Source organism: Pleomorphomonas sp. PLEO (assembly GCF_041320595.1).
Taxonomy (GTDB): Bacteria; Pseudomonadota; Alphaproteobacteria; order Rhizobiales; family Pleomorphomonadaceae; genus Pleomorphomonas.
In genome coordinates this window covers 767,778-782,426 of record NZ_CP166625.1, presented here as the reverse complement: position 1 = coordinate 782,426, position 14,649 = coordinate 767,778, and the positions used below count along the sequence as shown (strand labels likewise).

Below are 14,649 nucleotides of genomic sequence, written 5' to 3'. Positions count from 1 at the left end.
GCGCCGTCGGCTTGCCCCGGCGGCGTTTTCATCTCAGCTTCTCGCCTTGCCGATCGACGAGGTCGCGACGGCCAGCACGATGATCGTGCCGATCAACACCTCGCGCACATAGCTGTCGATGCTCATCTGGGTGAGGCCATTGCCGAGCACGCCGAGGATCAGCACACCGACGAGCGTTGCCAGCACATGCGGTTCGCCCTCCTCGCTCATGGTCATGCCGAGGAAGACGGCGGCGATGGCGTCGAGCATCAGGCCCGAGCCCTGCGTCGGATTGGCGGACGCCACCCGGCTCGCATACATCAGGCCGGCCGTCGCCGCGCCGAGCCCGCTGAGCCCGAAGGCAAAAAAGCGCAACCGCTTGACCCGGATGCCGGCAAGGCGCGCCGCCTCCTTGTTGCCGCCGATGGCGTAAAGCCGGCGGCCGAACGTCGTCTGCTCCAGCACGAACCAGACGGCCAGAAGCACCAAGGCCGCGACAATCGTCAAACTCGGCAGGCTCACCGTATCCGAGAGCGGAATGCCGGAACGGGCAAAGCCCGAAAAGCCGGCGGGAATATCGCGCCCGAAGATGGTCTTGCCGCCGGACACCAGAAAGGCAAGGCCGCTGTATATGGTCAGCGTGCCGAGCGTTGCCACGAAGGGCAGGATGCCGACATAGGCGACGAGCGCACCGTTGAGGAGCCCGCCGGCAAGACCGATAACGAGCGCCAGCGCCACGCCGGCCCACACGCCATAGCCATCGTGGAAGGCGAGCGCCGCCACGATGCCGGCCAGCGAGGCCATCGAGCCGACGGACAGATCGAAATCGCCCATCACCATGACGATGGTCATCGTGAAGGCGACCACCGCCAGCATCGACACCTGCTGGCTGATGTTCAGCCAGTTCTTCGCCGTCATGAAGGTATCGGGTATCTCGATCCAGAAGAAAACGACGACGAGGACAAAGCCAATCAGCGTGCCGTAGGTCTTGAGCGCGGAAGCCACGGGAGGTTCCTTCAAGCGGAGGGCGCAGCCGGCGCGCCGAAGCAAAGGGCGGCAAGGCCAGCTTGGTCGAGGCCCTCGGTGGAAACGGTGATTGCCACCTTGCCATCGCGGAAGACGATGACGCGGTCGGCCATGTAGACGAGTTCCGGCAGATCGGACGAAGCAAGCACCACCGCTTTACCCTCGGCCGTCAGGTCGCGCAGCAAGGCGTGGATGTCGTAGCGGGCGCCGACATCGACACCACGCGTCGGCTCGTCGAGCAGCAACACCTCGGGCTGGCCGGCAATCGCCCGGGCGAACACCACCTTCTGCTGATTGCCGCCGGAGAGCTCGCGCACCTTCTGCCGGGGGCCCTTGGCCTTGAGCTTCACCTGCCGGCCGAGTTTCACGGCCTGCTCGGCTTCCGCCGCGCGGTCGAGGACAAGGCCGAAGCGGACGAGATCATCGAGATGAGGCAGCGACACGTTGCCGGCAATCGACGCCGACGACACCAGCCCTTCCTGGCGTCGCTCGCGTGGCAGAAACGCAAGCCCCTTGGCCCAAGCGGATACCGGCTCGTCGATCTTCACCGGCCGGCCGGCGAGGCTGATGGCCCCATCATGACCACCGTCGGCGCCGACGATCGCCCGGATGACCTCGCTCTGTCCTGCGCCTTCGAGTCCGGCCAGACCAAGGATCTCGCCCCTGTGCACTTCGAAGGACACATCCTGTAGATAAGCTGTGGACAGGTGCTGGACACTGAGCGCGACCGCGTCGGACACCGGCGCGAGGCGAGGCGGGTAGCCCTCGGCAAACCGACGGCCGATCATCAGCTCGATCACCTCGATCTTCTGGAGACCGGCGATGTCGCGGGTCGCTACCGTTGCGCCGTCGCGCAGCACCGTGAGGCGGTCGGCAAGTTCCATCACCTCATCAAGCCGATGCGACACGTAGATGATGCCGGCGCCGTCGGCTCGCAGCCGGCGAATCACCGCGAACAGGCGTTGCGATTCCTCGGCCGATAGCGCCGCCGTCGGTTCGTCCATCACATAGAGGCGGGCCGGCACGCCCCCCTCGACACTGGCGTCCTGAAAGGCGGTGGCGATCTTGACCAGCATCTGGTCGCCGATCGACAGGCGGGCCATCTTGCGCGCCGGATTGATATGGCTGACGCCGAGGCCGGCGAGCACGGCGGCCGCCGCGCGGTTGAGACCATCCCAATCGATCATGAAGCGCCAGCGGCGCGGATAGTCACGGCCGAGGAAGATGTTTTCGGCGACCGACAGGTGCGGCACCACCGACAGTTCCTGGTGAATGAAGCGCAGGCCGAGGCGGAGGGCATCGGCCGGCGAGGCGATGGCAACCGACGCGCCGTCGATCTCGATCACCCCGGCATCGGGCTTCACCACCCCGGCCAGAACCTTGATCAACGTCGATTTTCCGGCGCCGTTCTCGCCCATCAGGGCATGTACTTCGCCGGCCCGGACCTCAAGGCAAGCGCCGCCGAGCGCCCGGGCGCCGGCGAAGCTCTTGTCGAGATTGCGGATCGAAAGCAGCGTCATGAGAAAAACTCTGGTCGGGACGGCGGCAATGCCGCCATCCGTCGTTACAGAACGCCGTCAATCCTTGACGTTGTCGGCGGTGATCAGCTTGGTCGGTACATAGATGACCGACGATTTCGGCGGCTTGCCGGCTAGCGTCTGGGCGACGGCCTCGGCCGCGGCCTTGCCGATACCATGAAAATCCTGCGCCATCGACGCCTCGAAGTTGCCACCGGCGGCGATTGCTTCACGCGCCTGCGGGTTGGCGTCGATGCCGGTGATGACGATGCCCTCGTTCTGGCGGCCCGCCGCCTCGATTGCCTGCAGCGCGCCGATTGCCGGCTGATCCCAGGCCGCCCAGACGGCCGAGATCGACCCCTTGTCGGGATGGGCGGCGAGCAGGGCCTCCATCTTGGCGCGGCTGTCGGCAATGCCACCGTCCGAAACGTCGGGGGTTACCCGATCGAGCACCTTGATGTCGGGGTTGTTGCCGAAGACGGCGTCGGCGATCACACCGCGCACCTGAACCGGTGGGAAGGCGTCGAACACGAACATCACGACGTTGCCCTTGCCACCGATCCGATTGGCGACATAGGCGGCGGTGTCGGCCGCCATGGCATAGCCATTGGATGTGACGTTGGTGACGAGATAGGGGCTGGCGCCGGCGTCCATGCCGACCACCGGGATGCCGGCGTCCTTGACGGCGGCCAGACCCGCCTCGACCTGAGCCGGATCGACATTGATCACCACCGCGTCGACCTTCTGCGTCGCCGCGTCCTCGAGGCGCGAGATGACCGCGGCCACATCGCCCTTGGTGTCGATGACATTGACGTCCCACGCCTTGTCCTTGGCCGCCGCCTGGAAGGCCTCGACATAGAACTGGGTGCCCGGCTGGGCGAGATAGGGCGTGATCACCGCGATCTTGCCGGCTGCCACGGCGGTGCCGGCCGCCAACACGGCGGAAAGAAACAGCGCGGCGGCCGGAAGCCGCGTGCGGAGCGAAACTGTCATGTGTGCGTTCCCCATTTTCTCTGAGGCCGGTCGTCGTAGGCGCGCGCCCTCGTTCGTCTCGCCGGCCTGAAAACAGTTAGCAGTCAGAAGAGCCGCGTTCAACACGAAGCCGGATCATCGCAGCCGGTTCGCGAACGTGCCGGCGCGGCCAAGCACCTCTCCAGGTGGAGTTTTTTGCTCGACGGAAGACAAACCGCGATGGACAGATAGGACCCGGCGTGATGATCTCGGCAGCGCATTTCCGCCTCTCGGATTCCTCGATGAACACGCCCCTTCTCGTCGGCATCGACGTCGGCACCACCTCGGTCAAAGCCACCCTGTTCGACGAACGCGGCAAGGCACTGCGAACCTTTGCCGATCATCATCCGACGGCGCGACCGGCATCCGGGTTCGCCGAACAGAACCCTGACGACTGGACGAGCCGCGTCATCGCAGCCCTCGCCCACCTGTCCGACGGCTTGCCGAATGGCGCCGTCGCCGGGATCGGCTTGACCAGTCAGGTCAATACCCATGTCTTCCTGGACGGCGGCGGGGCGCCGCTGTTACAGGCGATCACCTGGCAGGACGGCCGCGCCGGCGCGGAAGCGGCCGAACTCGATGCGCGGATCTCCACCGAGGAACGCATCGGCTGGTGGGGTGCCCCGCTTCCCATCGACGCCAGCCATCCGCTCGCCCGCGCTCTCTGGCTACAGCGTCACCGCCCCGACCTCTGGGCACGGACGCGCTGGCTGATGGCGCCCAAGGACTATTGCATCTTCAAGCTGACCGGCGAGGCCACCGCCGACCCGATGACCGCCTTCGGTCTTATCGACCAGTCGCTCGCTTACGTTCCCCGCCTCGTCGACCTCGTCCCAGGGGTCGCCGATCGGCTGCCCCCCTCAGGGGCTTCACGCAAGCAGCCGGCACGATCCGGCCGGGACTGCCGCTCGCCGGCACGCCGATGGTCACCGGCGCCATGGATGCCTGGGCCGGGCTGATCGGGACCGGCGCCCTTGCCGACGGAGACTGCATGTATCTCTCCGGCACGTCGGAAATCGTCGGCCTGGTATCGAGCACGCGCCATCCCGCCGCCGGCGTCGTCGCCTTTCCAACCTGCGAGGGCATCACGCTGCATGCCGGACCGACGCAGGCCGGTGGCGCCTCGCTCGCCTGGCTGTCGAACCTCACGGGACGCGCGCCCTCCGAGCTATCCGCCCTCGTCGTCGCTGGCGATCCCCACCGCCCCACGCCCTTGTTCCTGCCGCATCTTCAGGGCGAGCGGGCACCGATCTGGGACATCGGCGCACGCGGCGCCTTCGTCGGCCTCGATGGCTCGATGGGACCAGCCGATCTGACGCGCGCCGTCTTCGAGGGCGTGGCATCATCGGTACGTTGGCTGCTGGAAGCGCTGGAATCATCGGCCGGACTGGCGGCAACGGGCTTTTCGATGGCCGGTGGCGGCGCCGCCTCGGATCCCTGGTGCCAGATTCGCGCCGACATGCTGGGTCGGCCGATCCGTCGGCTCAAGACGCTCGACGCTGGCGTTCTCGGAGCGGCAATCCTCGCCGGTGTTGGTGCCGGTTGCTTTTCGTCGATCGGCGAGGCGGCCGGCCGTCTGGTGGTCACCGATCGCCTGTTCGAGCCCGACCCGTCGCGGCGCCAGCGGATGGATTTCCTTTATGGCGAATATCGCACCCTCTACGCGGCGCTGAAACCGTTCAACGCGGCACGGGCAGCTTTTTCCGCTTGGTAGCCAATGCTCCCCCGGCAGATCACTCTGCCGAGGGTAGCCCTGTTTCAGGTCCGCCAACCCCACTGGTCGGCGAGCGCCAGCGTCTCTTGCCAGCCGACCACCGAGCCGGACGTCGTCACCGAACGCAGCGAACAGGCCGCCGTGGCGTGCGCGAGAGCCAGCGATTTTTCGAGCGGCCAACTCTCATGGATGCCGTAGATCATGCCAGCGGCGAAGGCGTCGCCGGCCCCGTTGGCACCGACCACCAGATCCGGCGGAATGGCCACCGATGCCTTAGTGGCAAGGGTGCCGTCGCGGGTGACGGCGATGGCGAGCTTGGGCCAGTGCACCACCACCAGCTCCATGGCGCCATCCTCAAGCACCTTGCGCGCCGCCGCTTCGCAGAGGCCCGCGTCGGTCACGCCATGGGAGACGGTGGGAAGACCGGCCAGCGCGCCGATCTCGGAATCGTTGACCACGACATAATCGAGGTGGCCGAGGCAGGGCATCACCGTGTCGGTGAGGACGCGTGACTCAAGGCTGGCCAACTCGATGTTGGTCTTGAGACCGAGGGCGCGCGCCTTCTTCAACACGCTCACCCAGCCGTTGTCACCATCCGCCCAGACGCCGTCGAGCTGCTTGTGAAAGCCCGGCAGCCCGAGATGCAGGATGCGTCCGGTCGTCGCCGAGAAGTCGAAGTGATCAGGCGTAAGCGCCGCCGCCACCGCCTTGGCGAACAGATGGGTACGACGGTGCGTGGTCGCTGAGGCGTAGGCGTCGGTGAACTGCGTCGACAGCGAACCGTCGACGTGCATCTGCCGATGATCGATGCCCGCCTCCTCGGCGATGTCGCGGAGGAAGCGTCCGCCCTCGTCGTCGCCGACGATAGCTATGGTCTCGACCGGCATCGCCGGATCGAGATGACGGATGTCGACGGCGAGATTACAGCCGGAACCACCGCCGGCTCGCTCCTGGGAGAGGATTTCGACAATGCCGTCCTCCTCCGGCCAGAAGCTGACCAAGCGATTGTTGTCGACGCACCAGGTGCCGCCGGTGATGATGCCGTGTCTTGCCGGCATGATCAGGCAAGCCCGGCCTTGAGCGGCTTCTCGGTCACCTCAAGGTCGGCGGTCAGCTCGCGGCTCGGCTTGATGCCGGCCTTGCCAAGATCGCCGTGATAGGACTTCACCGCTTCGGAAGGCGACAAATCGCCGCTCGCCACCGCCCGCATGTGCTTGACCATGCTGAGCGGGTCTTCGGCGAGATTGATCTTGCGGCCGAACAACGCGACGCGGGCACCGTATTTCTCGGACTGGAAGATCAATTCGTAGCAGTCGCGCGTCGTGCCGGCGCCACCGCCGAGTACGCCAACGATGACGCTCGGATCGTAGGACGCCAGCTCTTCCATGGCCTTCGGGCCATTATAGGCGATCTTCAGGAACTCCGGCCGGTCGGCACGGGTCACGCCGGCGAGGCAGCGGGCGATGCAATCGTTGACGTAATGCGGCACAAGATCGGCATCGATGCCGGTGTCGACGTTGGGATTGAACACCTCAAGAAAATACTTGAAGCCGTTCAGCGCCGCCTCATAGCGGAACTCGGCAAACGCTTCGAGCGAGGCGTAGTCGTGCTCGAGATCGTTGTTGAAGGTCATCGAATAGAGACCAAGGTCGGTACCGACCAGCGGCGCGCCGGGGGCGGCATCGAGGGTGCCGGTGGCGACCCGGGACAGCGACGCCGTGCGGAACGGCCGCGATGGCTTCTTGGGATAGATGCCGCCGCGCACGAACCAGATATCGGTGGTGTCGTTGGCGCGAATGGCCGGTTTGACCTTCGAATTCTTGTAGACGCCCTGCTCGTTGAGCAGTTCGAAACTGGAAGCCGACGTCAGCATGATGTCGACGACGTCCTGCTCAACGATGGCGCGAACGTTGTTGAGAAACTCCGGACGCGTCTGATAGCGACCGAGCGTTCCGTCCTTGGCTCTGAGCGGGCCGGCGCCGGGGATCGATGGTCCCATATCGGGATCCTTGGCATCGGCGATGATGAAATCGGCGCGCGTGTAGGCACCCGCCCGAATGCGGGCAAGCTTTTCGTCAAGACGGAACATCGGGTCACTCCAATCCGCCGGTGCCGGGCCCTCCCCGGCCGCGCGGCTCCACGTTTCCTCCGGTCATCCCACTTCGCAAGGCGGCAGGACGGCCCATTTTCTTATCTTCGGGTCGCGGCCACGATCGCGGACCGTACACCCACGCTTTGCATGTTGTGACGGTTCAAAGCAGGTAGCAAGCCCCGACCTTGCGGGAAAATGGTTTTGGAGCAGAGCTGTCCGGTCGATGCGACCAAAGACGGAAGACGGGGAGCGCGCGGCCGATGGCCACCGCTTCCGCGTGCCCTCCGATCCCGATATAGCTTGACCCCCGAGCCAGCCTGTAGGCCCGTCGAAGCGAGAGAAATCAATGAGCGATCCTATTGTCATCATTGGCGCCGGCCAGGCGGCCGCCGCCTTCGCCGGCAAGCTCCGCGCACTCGGCTCGGACCGGCCCGTGACGATCGTTGGCGACGAGCCGGTGCTGCCCTACCAGCGTCCGCCTCTTTCAAAGAAATACCTCGTCGGCGAGGCGACCTTCGACCGGCTGCTCCTGAAACCACCGGCCTGGTACGAGGCCAACGCCGTCACCGTTCTGACCGGCCGCCGCGCCCTCAAGATCGACAGGGCGAGGCGGATCGTCGGCCTTGAAGGCGGCGAAGAGCTTGCTTACGCCACGCTGGTACTGGCCACCGGCGCAACGCCCCGCCGCTTGCCGGCTGTGATCGGCGGCGATCTCCAGGGCGTCTTCACGCTGCGCGACAAAGCCGACGCCGACGCGTTGATGGCTGACTTCCAGCCCGGACGCCGTCTGGTGGTGATCGGTGGCGGCTACGTCGGCCTGGAGACGGCGGCCGTCGCCAAAACGCGTGGCCTCGACGTCACGGTCGTCGAACTGGCCGATCGCATTCTGAAGCGCGTCGCCGCGCCGGCAACGGCCGACCTCGTCCGCGACCTCCACCAAAGCCATGGTGTCGACATTCTGGAGAGCTCCGCCATCGTCCGCCTTGTCGGCGAAGATGGTCGTCTCACCGGCGCCGACCTGATGGACGGCAGGACGATTGCCGCCGATCTCGCCGTCGTCGGCATCGGTGTGGCGCCCAATGCCGGCTTGGCCGAGGCGGCGGGGCTTTCCGTCAACGATGGGATCTTAGTCGACCAGTTTGCCCGTAGCTCGGATCCCGACATCCTCGCCATCGGCGACTGTGCCCGCTTCCCCTATGACGATCGCCTGATTCGCCTTGAGTCGGTGCAAAATGCCTTCGACCAAGGTGAAGCCGCGGCGGCGGCTCTCATCGGCGAAGGCGGCGCTTACCTGCCGCAACCGTGGTTCTGGTCCGATCAATATGACGCCAAGCTGCAGATTGCCGGCCTGCACCACGGCTATGACGACACGCTGGCAACCGACGGGCCGCGCCCTGGCAGTCACGCCGTATGGTATTTCGCGAGAGGGACGATGATCGCCGTCGATGCCCTCAACTTCCCGGCCGCCTTCGTCACCGCCAAGAAGGTGTTGGAGGCCGGCAAGAACGTCTCCCGTCTCGATATCGAGACGAAGCCGCTCAAGGAACTCCTGGGATAATCAATATACCAATTCGCGAAGATGCTGACGCATCCGCTCATTGAGGCCATTGCTGATTTCTCTTTTGCATCAGCGGCATAAGAAATCAGCAAGTAGAATACCAAGAGTCATTTTCAATGCATCTTGGTATAAGATGGAGCTCGGGTCGCCCTAGACGCAAGAACAATACAAGGGCAGACCCGGTGTCCATTCGGACCGGCCGGCTACGCACGACCTGATGCCGACACTCAGCAGTTTCGTCGATCATGGTTGCGATTCGGTTTCCGGCCGTAATTTTGACAGCTTCAAAATATGGGGCTTAGCGCGGCTACGACACACTATATGTTGATCGCCTCGGCAGCACTCCCCAGCCGCCGTTGCAAAATGCAACAGTCACATGGCTTCAGATGACATTTTCCCGTTTGAGCGGACGCGCCATCAGACGGTCGACGGCGTCGTCGACGGAAAGATGACCGGCCAACACCTCGGCGACCGCCGTCATGATCGGCACCTCGACCCAAAACTCCGATGCCTTCTGAACGGCGATACCAACGGTGGCCGCCCCTTCGGCCAGCTTGCCGAAGCGCGCCGGCTGTTCTCCGCGACCGATGCCCAGGCCGAGAGAATAGTTGCGCGACTGGATGGATGAGCAGGTCAACATCAGGTCACCAAAGCCGGAGAGGCCCATCAGGGTCTCCGCTTCGGCGCCAAAGGCGGCGGCGAGCCGTCGCATCTCGACAAAGCCACGCGTGATGACGGCCGCCTGCGCCGAGGCGCCAAGCGCCCGTCCGGCGACGATGCCGGCGGCGATCGCCAACACGTTCTTCAGTGCGCCGCCCAGTTCGACGCCGGCGACGTCGGTGGCGGCATAGGGCCGGAAGGTGGGGCCGGCAAGCCGGCGAGCGATGGTGTCGGCGAGCGATGCATCTTGCGCGGCGATGGTCACCGCCGTCGGCAGGCCGCGCGCCACGTCGTCGGCAAATCCCGGACCTGACAAGACGCCGACGCGCCGGCCCGGCAGCGCCTCCGCGATCGCCACGGAGGGACGCGCTCCGGTCGACTGTTCGATGCCCTTGGCACAGGAAACGATCACCGTTTCCGGTCCGGTGATGCCGGAAAGCGCGGCCGCCGCTGACCGGCAGGCCTGGGCGGGTACGGCGAGCAGCAATAGGTCGACACCAGCAAGGGTCTTGGGGTCGGCGTGCGCCGTCACCATCGGCGGGAAAATGACGTTCTGAAGATGCGGGCTCCGCCGCGTGGCGTTGAGACTTTCCGCCTCCTCGGCCTTGCGGCCACACAGGATCACCTCGGCGCCGGCGCGCGCCGCGGTCAGGGCCAGCGCCGAGCCCCAGGCGCCGGCGCCATAGACACCGATGGTGTTGCTCATACCTTAGCTCCCAAACGGCCGTGGCCGATGAGCGGCGCGGCAACGTCATCGAGTGGCCAACGGGGACGCGCCGCCACGTCGAACCCGTCGGTATGCCCCAGCGCAAACCGCTCGGCACCAGCCCAGGCGATCATGGCGCCGTTGTCGGTACACAGGTTGCCGGGAGGCACGACGAGGCGGCCATTGAGATTGGTCATCACGGCATCGAGCCGGCTACGGATGGCCTTGTTGGCGGCAACGCCACCGGCCACCACCAGCACCGGCGGACGACCGTCGGCGAGCGTGCTGGCGAAACGCCTTACGGCAATACCGACGCGATCGGCCACCACATCGGACACCGCCGCCTGGAAAGATGCGCAGATGTCGGCCACGTCCTGCCGAGATAGCGGCGCCAAAGCCTCCGCTTCGTGGCGCACCGCCGTCTTGAGGCCGGAAAAGGAGAAATTCGGCTCGTCACGACCGATGAGCGGCCGGGGCAGCGCGACGCGGCGAGGATTGCCCTCAGCCGCCATTTTTTCCACGGCCGGCCCGCCGGGATAGCCGAGTTGCAACAGCTTGGCCGTCTTGTCGAAAGCCTCGCCGAGCGCGTCGTCGATCGTGGTGCCGATGCGCTGGTAGTGGCCGACGCCGTCGACCCTCAGGATCTGGCTATGCCCGCCGGAGACCAGCAGCAGCAGATAAGGGAATTCGACGCCATGGGTGAGCCGGGCGGTGAGCGCGTGCCCTTCGAGATGGTTGACGGCGACCAGCGGCTTCCTCGCCGCGTAGGCCAAGGCCTTGGCGGTGGTAAGGCCGATCAGCACGCCACCGATCAGGCCAGGTCCCGCCGTTGCCGCCACCGCGTCGACATCGGCGAGCGAAAGCCCGGCCTCGGCCAGCGCCGCCACGACAAGACCATCCATAACCTCGACGTGGGCGCGGGCGGCAATCTCCGGCACCACGCCACCGAAAGCCGCGTGTTCCTCGATCTGCGAGAAGACGACGTTGGAGAGAATCTCGCCCGATCCGTCGGCGCGTCGCCGCACCAGCGCGGCGGCGGTCTCGTCGCAGGAACTTTCGAGGCCGAGAACGACGATATCCCTGAGGTCGTCCATCCTGGTCAATCCATCTTTGCCGGGGGTCGGCCCGCCTGGAAAGGCCAGACCCAAGAACACGTTGCCTCGCGGCGCTCCATGGTCCAAGTGTTGCCATGGCAAGGCGAGACATTAGGGACGATTCGCCGCTGTTTCCGACCGTCGGCCGGCCGACGTCTTCGTTTCACGGCTCTATCACACGGGGAGCGAACCGGTGCAACCAAAACCCATCCGTCTCGGCACGCGCGGCAGTCCGCTCGCCCTTGCCCAGGCCCACGAGGTGCGCGACCGCTTGGTCGCCGCCTGGGGTGCGCGTGCGCCGGAGGTCGAGATCGTCCCGATCAGCACCGCCGGCGACCGCATTCAGGATCGGCCGTTGTCCGAGGTGGGCGGCAAGGGCCTGTTTACAGAGGAAATCGAGGCCGGCCTGCTGAGTGGCGCGCTCGATATCGCCGTTCATTCCTCCAAGGACATGCCGACGGCGCTGCCCGAAGGCTTGGTGCTCGGCCATTTTCTGGAACGCGAAGACGCCCGCGACGCCTTCGTCTCACTGAAATACCGCTCGCTGGCCGAACTGCCTGAAGGCGCCGTGGTCGGCACCGCCTCGCTGCGGCGCGCCGCGATCGTCCGCCGCCTCCGGCCCGACGTTGTCGTCGTGCCCTATCGCGGCAACGTCCAGACGCGGCTGCGCAAACTCGGTGAGGGCATCGCCGACGCGACGCTGCTCGCCGTCGCCGGTCTGAAGCGTCTCGGCATGCTCGAGGTCGCCACCGAGATCCTCGATATCGAATCCTTTCCCCCAGCCGTCGGCCAGGGCGCGATCTGCATCGAAAGCCGGGTGGACGACGCGCGGGTCGCCGATGTTCTGGCGCCCATTCATCATGGCCCGACCGCCGTCGCACTGGCTTGCGAGCGGGCCTATCTCGCCCGGCTCGACGGCTCCTGCCGCACGCCGATCGCCGGCTATGCCGTGGCAAGCGAAGGCGGGGTGGACCTCCACGGCCTGATCCTGACGCCGGACGGCCGCGTGGCCCACGAGGGACGGGAAAACGGCTCTGACCCCGAAGGCGTCGGCGATCGCCTCGGTGCCCGCCTCGCCGCGCTGGCCGGGCCCGGTTTCTTCAGCGGGAGCTAGGCGATGGTTCTCCTCGTCCTTCGTCCCGAACCGCAGGCGAGCGACATGGTGGCGGCCCTCGTCGCCCGCGGCGTCGCGGCGCTCGCCGAACCGATGCTGACCATCGAGCCGGCGGATGACCCGGCGGGCCTTGTGCGGGCAGCCGATCCCAACACCGAAGCGCTCATCCTCACCTCGCGCCAAACCGTCGCCATCTTGAAAGGCGCCGGTGGGCTCGATGCTCTCACCGGCTTGCCGGTGATCGCCGTTGGCGCCGGCACCGCCCACGACGCCCGCGCCGCCGGCTTTGCTGACGTCCGTTCGGCCGACGGCAACGCCGACGACCTCGTCGATCTCGTCGCCCGAAGCGGCTTTCATCGCCTCGTCCATGCCGGCGGCCGCGACAAGGCCGGCGACATCGCCGGCCGGCTGGCCGGGCTCGGCGTTACGGTGGCCGAGGCCGAACTCTATCGCGCCGAACCGCGACAGACCCTCGCCCCCGAGGTCACCGCCGCCTTCGCCGAGGGGCGCATCGATGGGCTGGTCGTCGCATCGAGGCGCTCCGCGCAAGCTTTCGTTGATTTGATGGACATAATGGACTGGGCGCCGCGTCTGTCTCGCCTCGGAGCGGCGGCGTTGTCACAGGCGGCGGCGGCGCCGCTGACCGGCCGGGTTGCCGAACTGATCGTCGCAGCGGAACCGACCGGTCCGGCACTGGTTGAAGCCAGCGTTGCGCTTGCTGTCCGGCTGCGCGAAACTGCCGGCGGCGAGCATGAAGCGGAGGGACTTGAAACCATGGTATCCGAAGACCACCGCAACGACGCAGCCAACCGGCGCAATCGCCCGAAAGCTCCCGTCATTGATCTCGATGCGACCGAGGTACAGGCTGCCCAGCCGCCAAAGCCGCCTCAGGAACCACCACGCGAACCGCCTGTTCCCGAACCGCCGGTTCCCACGCCGCCAGCTCCCACGCCCCCGGGACCGGGACCGGGAAAACCGGTGACCGAGCCGCCGGGACCGGATGTGCCGCCGATCCGGCCGCCGGAAGAACAGCCGCCGTTCGGCGACCCGCCGGCACCAGACATACCCCCGAACACACCGCCGGACGAACAACCGCCGTTTGGGGATCCACCGCTGGACAACCCCATGCTGGGGGCGGGAAAAGCTGAAACCGCCAAGGCGGAAGCCGCGACGGCGCCACGCACCGATCGTCCCAGCCAGATAAAAGCCTTCCTGCCCCTTCTGGGGGCAGGCGTTGCTGGCGGCTGTATTGCCGCCGTTGTCATCTTGGCCTTGATGCCACGCGCCAGCGAGCGTCCCGAGGCCGGCAGCATCGACCCGGCCATGTTGGAGGCGCGCCTTGGCGAAGTCGGCGACCGCTTGGCCGCCGGGCAAACCACGACCGAGACGCTCGCCGATCGGATTGCTTCGCTGGAGGGTAAAGAAATCCCCGCCATCGATCTCGCGCCGCTCGGCGCCCGCGTCGACGACCTTGCCGCCCGCCTGGACGCCGCCGAGAAAGCCGCCGCCGCCCAGCCGGTCATCGATCCCGCCGAGATAAGCGCCCTCCAAGGCCGGGCTGCCGAACTGGCCTCGACAACGGATGCGCTGAAAGCGGAGAACGCCAGCGCGGTGGCCCGGCTTGCCGCCATCGATGAGCGCCTCGCCAACGCACCCAAGGGTGGCGAAATCGCCGCCTTGTCTCTCGCCCTCACCTCGATGTCGGGCAAGATCGACGCCGGCCTGCCGTTTACGACCGATCTCGCCATGATTGCCGCCGTCGCTCCCGATCTTCCCGGCCTCGATAGCCTCAAAGCGTTTGCCGACAAGGGAGTGCCCACCCGCGATCGCCTGCTGGCGAGCCTGCCGGTCGACGCCATGCTGGCCCGACGCCCAGTGGAAGCTGGCAAAGGCTGGGTGGACGGCTTCTTTGACAGCGCCAAGTCCCTGGTCAATTATCGGGAAACCGGCCCGGCGACCACAGATCCGGCATCAGCGGCCGTTGAAGCAATCCGCGAGGCGCTGAAGCGCGGCGATTCCGCCGCTGCCACGGCCGCCAGCGAAACCCTGCCAGTTTGGGCGCGCCCTCCAGCGGAGACTTGGCTCGCCGATCTCGACGCCCGCGCGCGCGTCGACGCTGGCGTGAAGGCCCTCTCCGCTCGTATCGTCGACCGCCTGTCGGTCCCCGCCACCAACTGA

12 protein-coding genes are annotated in these 14,649 nt (G+C 66.5%); 5 read left to right on the top strand and 7 right to left on the bottom strand.

All coding sequences use genetic code 11. The features are described from left to right. Window positions 1-33 precede the first annotated feature (33 nt). Genes AB6N07_RS03400 through AB6N07_RS03390 form a run of 3 tightly spaced genes read right to left on the bottom strand, consistent with a single transcriptional unit; the run spans window position 34 to window position 3,515 of the window. Window positions 34-984, bottom strand: a complete 951-nt coding sequence (locus tag AB6N07_RS03400) for an ABC transporter permease (protein WP_370676404.1) — start codon at window positions 982-984, stop codon at window positions 34-36. A gap of 11 nt (window positions 985-995) precedes the next feature. Beyond that, entirely contained in the window at window positions 996-2,525 is a 1,530-nt protein-coding gene (locus AB6N07_RS03395; protein WP_370676403.1) for a sugar ABC transporter ATP-binding protein, read from the bottom strand. Window positions 2,526-2,582: 57 nt separating this feature from the next. Continuing rightward, complete coding sequence (locus AB6N07_RS03390; RefSeq protein ID WP_370676402.1) at window positions 2,583-3,515, bottom strand: substrate-binding domain-containing protein; 933 nt, start codon at window positions 3,513-3,515, stop codon at window positions 2,583-2,585. Window positions 3,516-3,775: 260 nt separating this feature from the next. Between AB6N07_RS03390 and AB6N07_RS03385 the strand changes: the two genes are divergently transcribed. Both AB6N07_RS03385 and AB6N07_RS03380 read left to right on the top strand, forming a co-directional pair. Then, complete coding sequence (locus AB6N07_RS03385) at window positions 3,776-4,492, top strand: FGGY-family carbohydrate kinase (RefSeq protein ID WP_370676401.1); 717 nt, start codon at window positions 3,776-3,778, stop codon at window positions 4,490-4,492. Next, window positions 4,471-5,247, top strand: coding sequence for an FGGY-family carbohydrate kinase (locus tag AB6N07_RS03380; RefSeq protein ID WP_370676400.1), 777 nt, complete (start codon window positions 4,471-4,473; stop codon window positions 5,245-5,247). The genes AB6N07_RS03385 and AB6N07_RS03380 overlap by 22 nt, the downstream gene beginning before the upstream one ends. Window positions 5,248-5,291: 44 nt before the next feature. Here AB6N07_RS03380 and AB6N07_RS03375 read toward each other — a convergent pair whose 3' ends face one another. Both AB6N07_RS03375 and AB6N07_RS03370 read right to left on the bottom strand, forming a co-directional pair. Further along, the gene (locus tag AB6N07_RS03375) at window positions 5,292-6,305 is read right to left on the bottom strand and encodes a carbohydrate kinase family protein (RefSeq protein WP_370676399.1); all 1,014 of its coding nucleotides are present in this window, start codon (window positions 6,303-6,305) and stop codon (window positions 5,292-5,294) included. A gap of 2 nt (window positions 6,306-6,307) precedes the next feature. Continuing rightward, on the bottom strand, window positions 6,308-7,336 hold the full coding sequence (locus tag AB6N07_RS03370; RefSeq protein ID WP_370676398.1) for a hypothetical protein: 1,029 nt from the start codon (window positions 7,334-7,336) through the stop codon (window positions 6,308-6,310). Between the two features lie 349 nt (window positions 7,337-7,685). Here AB6N07_RS03370 and AB6N07_RS03365 point away from each other — a divergent pair, with 349 nt between their 5' ends. Beyond that, window positions 7,686-8,897: an NAD(P)/FAD-dependent oxidoreductase gene (locus AB6N07_RS03365; RefSeq protein ID WP_370676397.1), complete on the top strand. Its 1,212-nt coding sequence runs from the start codon at window positions 7,686-7,688 to the stop codon at window positions 8,895-8,897. Between the two features lie 382 nt (window positions 8,898-9,279). Here AB6N07_RS03365 and AB6N07_RS03360 read toward each other — a convergent pair whose 3' ends face one another. Next, window positions 9,280-10,263, bottom strand: coding sequence for an NAD(P)H-dependent glycerol-3-phosphate dehydrogenase (locus AB6N07_RS03360; RefSeq protein WP_370676396.1), 984 nt, complete (start codon window positions 10,261-10,263; stop codon window positions 9,280-9,282). Further along, window positions 10,260-11,339 (bottom strand): tRNA (adenosine(37)-N6)-threonylcarbamoyltransferase complex transferase subunit TsaD, encoded by a 1,080-nt coding sequence (gene tsaD, locus AB6N07_RS03355; protein WP_370678185.1) that lies wholly within the window; start codon window positions 11,337-11,339, stop codon window positions 10,260-10,262. Before tsaD ends, AB6N07_RS03360 begins: the two co-directional genes overlap by 4 nt. 211 nt (window positions 11,340-11,550) lie before the next feature. Here tsaD and hemC point away from each other — a divergent pair, with 211 nt between their 5' ends. Beyond that, window positions 11,551-12,471 (top strand): hydroxymethylbilane synthase, encoded by a 921-nt coding sequence (gene hemC / locus AB6N07_RS03350; protein WP_370676395.1) that lies wholly within the window; start codon window positions 11,551-11,553, stop codon window positions 12,469-12,471. A gap of 3 nt (window positions 12,472-12,474) precedes the next feature. Next, the gene (locus AB6N07_RS03345; protein ID WP_370676394.1) at window positions 12,475-14,649 is read left to right on the top strand and encodes a uroporphyrinogen-III synthase; all 2,175 of its coding nucleotides are present in this window, start codon (window positions 12,475-12,477) and stop codon (window positions 14,647-14,649) included.

Excerpts from the sequence above, each read along its gene's own strand:
- AB6N07_RS03395 (WP_370676403.1), bottom strand. The coding sequence starts at position 2,525 with ATGACGCTGCTTTCGATCCGCAATCTCGACAAGAGCTTCGCCGGCGCC.
- AB6N07_RS03390 (WP_370676402.1), bottom strand. The coding sequence starts at position 3,515 with ATGACAGTTTCGCTCCGCACGCGGCTTCCGGCCGCCGCGCTGTTTCTT.
- AB6N07_RS03385 (WP_370676401.1), top strand. The coding sequence starts at position 3,776 with ATGAACACGCCCCTTCTCGTCGGCATCGACGTCGGCACCACCTCGGTC.
- AB6N07_RS03380 (WP_370676400.1), top strand. The coding sequence starts at position 4,471 with ATGGATGCCTGGGCCGGGCTGATCGGGACCGGCGCCCTTGCCGACGGA.
- AB6N07_RS03375 (WP_370676399.1), bottom strand. The coding sequence starts at position 6,305 with ATGCCGGCAAGACACGGCATCATCACCGGCGGCACCTGGTGCGTCGAC.
- AB6N07_RS03370 (WP_370676398.1), bottom strand. The coding sequence starts at position 7,336 with ATGTTCCGTCTTGACGAAAAGCTTGCCCGCATTCGGGCGGGTGCCTAC.
- AB6N07_RS03365 (WP_370676397.1), top strand. The coding sequence starts at position 7,686 with ATGAGCGATCCTATTGTCATCATTGGCGCCGGCCAGGCGGCCGCCGCC.
- AB6N07_RS03360 (WP_370676396.1), bottom strand. The coding sequence starts at position 10,263 with ATGAGCAACACCATCGGTGTCTATGGCGCCGGCGCCTGGGGCTCGGCG.
- AB6N07_RS03345 (WP_370676394.1), top strand. The coding sequence starts at position 12,475 with ATGGTTCTCCTCGTCCTTCGTCCCGAACCGCAGGCGAGCGACATGGTG.